Source organism: Vulcanisaeta distributa JCM 11216 (genome assembly GCF_001315985.1).
Lineage (GTDB): Archaea > Thermoproteota > Thermoprotei > Thermoproteales > Thermocladiaceae > Vulcanisaeta > Vulcanisaeta distributa_E.
On the sequence record NZ_BBBI01000057.1, the window covers coordinates 1 to 1,092 of the forward strand.

Consider the following 1,092-nt stretch of genomic DNA (forward strand, 5'->3'; position numbering starts at 1 on the left):
GGCAGTCTCAGCGAGGCTGAGAGGTTAAGCAAGGAGGTTGGTGAGTTGAGGAGGGCTTTGACGCTTTACGAAAACGCCTTGAATACAGTCAGCAATGCCTTAAACGCATTGAGTTACGGCGAGAACATAGACCTAAGGATTCAGTTGCTTAGGTCCTCTGTGAAGTCCCTAAGAGACTCACTAAGCAGAATCACCAATGAACTCAGGGATGCGGAGTTGGGCATTAAGGCTTCTAACCTAATCGAGGCGATAGTCATCACCGAGGCTTTGATTAATGGCTTGGGGGGGAGGTACGTAAACCAGCCTAATAAGTGATTAATTCGTTTTAAATGATGCTTAGGCTCATTTTGGGTAGCTTGATTACGGGGGGATCAACGCCGGATTGACCTTCAGGCTTGGCAATGCAAGGCACTCAATGGCGTGCCTGATGCTAAGCTCAATGCCTTGGGTAAAGCCCTAATCAATAGGGTCTTCCGTGAGTTAAACATTAACTGCGACTCGAGCCACCTCGATTTTTTGAGCCAGGTCCTTGAGGACTGCGGCTTCGCATTCCCAGCAAGTGTTGAATTCACGAGCGAGTTCAATGTCGATGATTTGAAAAACTCATTATACTCGGCGCCGATACCAACCATTGAGCCTATAAGTACGGTGATTGGCTTGGCCCTTGCATCCTCACTGAGGGTAAACACCGAGTTCTACTCGGATTTATGGCCTAGGCTAACCGACGCACTGGCTCAGTTGAGGGCTTTGGGCATTGATGTCGTGATACACAGTAGCGTGTTTGATGTCAACAAGGTGTTTGTTTTTGATGAGGTTGTTAGGAGGTTGGTTAGGATCCCAAGGATTGATGAGGTTAGGGACACCACGGAGTTTAATGAGAAGGTCGAGGTCATTGGCTTGAGTAGGAGGTTCGTGGAGGCTCCGGTTAGGAGCTTCAGCATTGCGGAGCCAATCGAGGCTAGGTTAGGCAATGACGTCATCAACGCCATTGAGGTCCTCACCAAGGACTTGGGTGGTGTGGCTACCCTCAAGGCATTGAGTGAATTGGTTGGTCATGAGGCCGTGCTTAAAGCCCTATCCATGGGCTACGCA

2 protein-coding genes are annotated in these 1,092 nt (G+C 49.3%); both read left to right on the forward strand.

The window, feature by feature from the left end:
• A partial coding sequence (locus JCM11216_RS14180) for a hypothetical protein (RefSeq protein WP_054854612.1) occupies positions 1-315 on the forward strand: 315 nt, incomplete at its 5' end.
• A 105-nt stretch (positions 316-420) separates the two neighbouring features.
• Positions 421-1,092: hypothetical protein (locus JCM11216_RS14185; protein ID WP_054854613.1), on the forward strand; the 672-nt coding region annotated here is incomplete at its 3' end.